This window comes from Streptomyces sp. SID11385, from assembly GCF_010548245.1.
In the GTDB taxonomy this organism is placed as follows: Bacteria; Actinomycetota; Actinomycetes; order Streptomycetales; family Streptomycetaceae; genus Streptomyces.
This window is the reverse complement of the sequence record NZ_JAAGLR010000012.1, coordinates 1-4,346: the sequence shown is the minus strand read 5'-3', so window position 1 is coordinate 4,346 and position 4,346 is coordinate 1. Positions and strand designations below refer to the sequence as shown.

Here is a 4,346-nt window from a genome sequence, read left to right as displayed (position 1 = left end):
GGTGGCGCCGCCCGCGCACAGCAGGGTGTGCAGGGCGCCCGCGCCCCGGTGGTCGCGCCACAGCGCCTTCTCGGCGACGCCCGCGAGACGGCCGTACCCCGCCACGGGGTGGCCGCGGCGCGGATCGCCGAAGAGGGAGTCGCCGAGCAGGCCGGCGGTGGCGCCGACCGCGAAAACACGTCCGGCAGGCATGGCGTCAGTCCGCGCTCACGCCTCGCCGGGGGAGCGGGCGGGCTGGCGGGTGCGCGCTGCGGCGTATGCCGGGCATGGGGGGTGTCCTACTCTCAGGGTCCGCGCCCTGGTACGACGTGATTCGGCGCCGGGAGTTCCTGACTCACGGGGATCACTCCCCGCTCACAGTGGCGGGACCGCGCCGGATTCGCACCGGTACTTCCTCCACAGCCGCCGAAATGGCCCCGGCAGTGCATCACGCCCCGAGACCGGGCGTCAACTCGCACTTGACGCAAGAGGGGCGAATCGGTCACCCCGGGGGTCGCGCCCCCCTGCCGCCGCCCACGTCATGCGAAAGCCCCGCGCCGCCCCCTGCCGGGAGCATCGCGGGGCCGGTGGGTCCGCTCAGGCCACGATCACGTAGATCCCGAACGCGACCGCCGCGAGGCACACCCCGAAGCAGACGTACGCGCCGAGCCGGGCGAGCAGCGCCTGGCCGCCCGTCCCCGTACCGCCGCTCCCGCCCGTGCCCGCGTCCCCGCCCGTCCCCGTGCCGCCGTTCTCCGTCGTCGCGGCCGAGGCGCGCGAGAGGCCCGCGATGCCGAGGGCGAAGGCGCCGACGAGGCCCACCGTGACGAGCAGGCTCACGCCGAAGACGGAGCCGAGGGCCGCCCAGTCGATGTTCATGCAGGTTCCTTTCAGGCCGCGGTGCCGGAGCCCGCGGTGTGGCGCGGGGCCTCGGTCGCCTGCGGGGCGGGGAGTTCCGCCGTGAGCGGGGGGTGGGCCGCGGTCAGCGCGTCGGGCGCCTCGGCCGCGGTCGGCTGGAGGGGCACCGTGAGCGTCCCGGCGGGCGGCGGCGCGACGGAGGCGAGGGCCTGCGTGACCACCCCGGCGGGTTCGGCCTCGCCGGCCACGTCGTGGTGGCTCACCGGCTGGCGTCGCGACAGTACGTAGATCGTCCCGGCGCCCGCGAGGAGCAGCACCCCGGTGAGGGCGACCCCCCACGTGCCCTGCCGGGTCAGGAACTCGGCGCCCGCGCCCACGAGCGCGGCGGCCGGGAGCGTGAGCAGCCAGGCGATCGCCATCCGCCCCGCCGTCGACCAGCGCACCGTGCCGCCCTTGCGCCCGAGGCCCGCGCCCATCACCGAACCGGAGCACGCCTGGGTCGTGGAGAGCGAGAAGCCGAGGTGCGAGGAGGCGAGGATGACGGTCGCCGCGCCGGTCTGCGAGGCGAAGCCCTGCGGGGGCGCCAGTTCGGTGAGCCCGGTGCCCATCGTGCGGACGATGCGCCAGCCGCCGAGGTACGTGCCGAGCGCGATCGCGCACCCGGCCGACAGGATCACCCACACCGGCGGGTTGGAGCCCGGCTTGAGCACGTCGCCCGTGACGAGGGCGAGCGTGATGATGCCCATCGTCTTCTGCGCGTCGTTGGTCCCGTGCGCGAGCGAGACGAGCCCGGCGGAGGCGATCTGCCCCACCTTGTAGCCCTTCGCCCCGGTCTTCTCGTCGACGCCGCGGGTCAGCCGGTACGTCAGCCGGGTCGCCGCGAAGGAGGCGAGGCCCGCGACGACGGGCGCCGCCACGGCCGGGATCACGATCTTGGTGACGATCGTGCCGCCGTTGATGCTGGAGAAGCCCGCCGACATCACAGCGGCCCCGATGAGCCCGCCGAAGAGGGCGTGCGAGGAGCTGGAGGGCAGGCCGAGCAGCCAGGTGACGAGGTTCCACAGGATGGCGCCGACGAGCGCCGCGAAGATCACTTCCGTCCTGAGCCCGGACTCGTCGACGATTCCCCCCGAGATCGTCTTGGCGACCTCCACCGAGAGGAAGGCACCCACGAGGTTGAGCGCCGCGGACATCGCCACGGCCGTCTTGGGCTTGAGGGCGCCGGTGGAGATGGTGGTCGCCATCGCGTTGGCGGTGTCGTGGAAACCGTTCGTGAAGTCGAACACGAGAGCGGTGACGATCACGATCCCGAGGAGAAGCGTGATGTGTTCCATTTACCCAGGCTTCTGTTGGACGTCAATGTCACGCCGAACGTAAGCAATCCGAGTGAACGGAAGATGAACTGGGGCGGGCGCTGTGGTGACCTGAACCGGAGGGTGGTGGCGCGGGGGACGGCGCGCGGAGCCCGGGGCGCCCGCGCGCGGGTTCCGCTTGCGCCCCGTACCCGTACATACCGGCCCCGTGCGCCCTTCCCCCTCAGCCGTCCGTGAAGCGCTCCAGGTCGTCCGCGGACCCGTTGAACACGTTCTGGTCGCCGGGCAGCGGCCCCTTCACGGCGTACTGCCACAGCGTCCAGTACGTCCACCCCGCGGGCAGCTCGCCCGGGCCGTCCGCCCAGTTCGCGAGCCACAGCGGGTGCGTCTCGGCGAAGGCCGTGCTGCGCCCGGTGCAGGTGTTCCACCAGTGCGCGGTCGTGTAGATCATCGGCCGTCGCCCGGTCAGCCGCAGTGTCTCGTCGCTGAAGTCGCTGATCCAGGCGCGCATCTTCTGCTTGCTGATCCCGTAGCACTTGTGCCGGGCGTCGTACGGGTTCGTCTCCAGGTCCAGCGCGGGCGGCAGCGTCCGCCCGTCGGGCCGCCAGTCGCCGCCGTTGCGGACGAAGAAGGCGGCCTGCCGGGTGCCGGAGGAGCGGTCGGGCAGCGCGAAGTGGTACGCGCCGCGCAGCAGCCCCGCCTTCGCCGCGCCGTCGTACTGCTTCGCGAAGACGGGGCTGCGGTACGTCGTCGACTCGGTCGCCTTCACGTACGTGAACCGCGCGCCCTTCTCGCGCGCCGCGGCGAAGTCCACCGTCTCCTGGTGCGCGGAGACGTCGTGCCCGCGCGGCCCCTCGACCCCGGCGGCGAGCGCCGGGGTCGCGCAGAGTGCCGCGACGGCGAGGACCGCCGGGCCGAGCAGGACGGAACGGGTGCGGCGAAGACGCCTCATGAAGCCCCCGACGAGAAGAGGACGGACGGAAATCCCGCCGAGCGTAACGGCTGATCCATATACAAAGCGGGAAATAAGCCCGCGATTCGCCGCGCTCCTCCGTCCGTACCCCCGCCGGGGCGGCTGCGAGGATACGGGCATGGAACGGACCCCGGGACCCGGCACCCGCGCCGCCTGGGCGCGGCTGCTCGACGTGGCACGCCGCAGCGTCGCCGACGGACTCGTCACCGGCACCTCGGGCAACGTCTCGTTCCGGGTCGAGGACCCCGCGCTCGGCACGCTGATCCTCGTCACGCCGACGGGCGTCCCGTACGGGGACCTCGGCGCGGACGACGTGGTGGCCGTCGACCCGGCGGGCCGGCAACTGCTCGGCACCCTGCGCCCGACGAGCGAACTCCCCCTCCACCTCGCCGTCCACCGGGACCGCCCGGAGGCCAGGGCCGTCGTCCACACGCACGCGGTGCACGCGACGGCGGCCTCGCTCCTGGTCGACGAGATCCCGCCGGTCCACTACGTCACGGCCCTGTTCGGCGGCCCGGTCCGCGTCGCCCCGTACGCCCTCTACGGCACCGAGGCCCTGGCCGAAGCGGTCCGCACGGCCCTGACCGACCGCACCGCCTGCCTCCTCGCCCACCACGGCACCCTGACCCTCGCCCCCGACCTCGCCACGGCCTACGACCGCACCGCCCAGCTCGAATGGCTCTGCCACGTCTGGCTCACCGCCGCCGCCGTCCCGCCCCACACACCACGCGTCCTGACCCCGCACCAACTGACCGAGGCGGTCCACGCCCTGCGTACCTACGGCCAGCCACAGGACTGACACCGGGCCGGCGCGCCCACACGTTCCGGCCCACACGTGCCAGCCCCTCTGGGGGTACCTCCCGGCCGAAGGCTGGGGGAGATCGAGGAGCGGGGTCCGGGGCGGAGCCCCGCGAGCGCACCCCGCGCGGCCACCACTGCGCCGCACGAGCGCACTGCCCGCCCCCGGCGGGACTCGCGGCCGAGACGGGGAAGACGCCTGAAAGGCGCTCCACATCCCGCGGGTGCCCGGAGAGGAATCGTCCCGTGCCCAAACCGAGCCGTACCGCCCTTCCCCGCGTTCCCGCCCCGAACCGCCTCGGCCGTCATCTCAGCCGCCGCCTCCCGGCCCGCTTCCGCGTGGTGCTGGCCGCCCGCCGCCTCCCCGTCGTCGGCCCGGCCCTCACCGCCCGCCGCCTGCTGCGGCTCGCCCGCCTGGCCCGCCG

The 4,346-nt window shown here is 74.0% G+C and carries 4 protein-coding genes, 1 pseudogene and 1 riboswitch; of the genes and pseudogenes, 1 reads left to right on the top strand and 4 read right to left on the bottom strand.

The features are described from left to right. From G3I42_RS00765 to G3I42_RS00750, 4 genes and pseudogenes are all read right to left on the bottom strand, one after another. Positions 1-192, bottom strand: a pseudogene (locus G3I42_RS00765) (cobalamin biosynthesis protein); the annotation flags it as partial. A 111-nt stretch (positions 193-303) separates the two neighbouring features. Beyond that, a riboswitch (cobalamin riboswitch) is annotated at positions 304-436 on the bottom strand. Between the two features lie 140 nt (positions 437-576). Further along, positions 577-858, bottom strand: coding sequence for a hypothetical protein (locus G3I42_RS00760; RefSeq protein ID WP_164281924.1), 282 nt, complete (start codon positions 856-858; stop codon positions 577-579). Between the two features lie 11 nt (positions 859-869). Beyond that, the gene (locus tag G3I42_RS00755) at positions 870-2,171 is read right to left on the bottom strand and encodes an inorganic phosphate transporter (RefSeq protein ID WP_164281923.1); all 1,302 of its coding nucleotides are present in this window, start codon (positions 2,169-2,171) and stop codon (positions 870-872) included. Positions 2,172-2,373: 202 nt separating this feature from the next. Next, entirely contained in the window at positions 2,374-3,102 is a 729-nt protein-coding gene (locus G3I42_RS00750; RefSeq protein ID WP_164281922.1) for a lysozyme, read from the bottom strand. Positions 3,103-3,241: 139 nt separating this feature from the next. Between G3I42_RS00750 and G3I42_RS00745 the strand changes: the two genes are divergently transcribed. Beyond that, entirely contained in the window at positions 3,242-3,922 is a 681-nt protein-coding gene (locus tag G3I42_RS00745) for a class II aldolase/adducin family protein (protein ID WP_164281921.1), read from the top strand. Positions 3,923-4,346 lie beyond the last annotated feature (424 nt).

Bases quoted from the DNA above. Each gene is read 5' to 3' on its own strand.
- G3I42_RS00760 (WP_164281924.1), bottom strand. From the start codon at position 858: ATGAACATCGACTGGGCGGCCCTCGGCTCCGTCTTCGGCGTGAGCCTG.
- G3I42_RS00755 (WP_164281923.1), bottom strand. From the start codon at position 2,171: ATGGAACACATCACGCTTCTCCTCGGGATCGTGATCGTCACCGCTCTC.
- G3I42_RS00750 (WP_164281922.1), bottom strand. From the start codon at position 3,102: ATGAGGCGTCTTCGCCGCACCCGTTCCGTCCTGCTCGGCCCGGCGGTC.
- G3I42_RS00745 (WP_164281921.1), top strand. From the start codon at position 3,242: ATGGAACGGACCCCGGGACCCGGCACCCGCGCCGCCTGGGCGCGGCTG.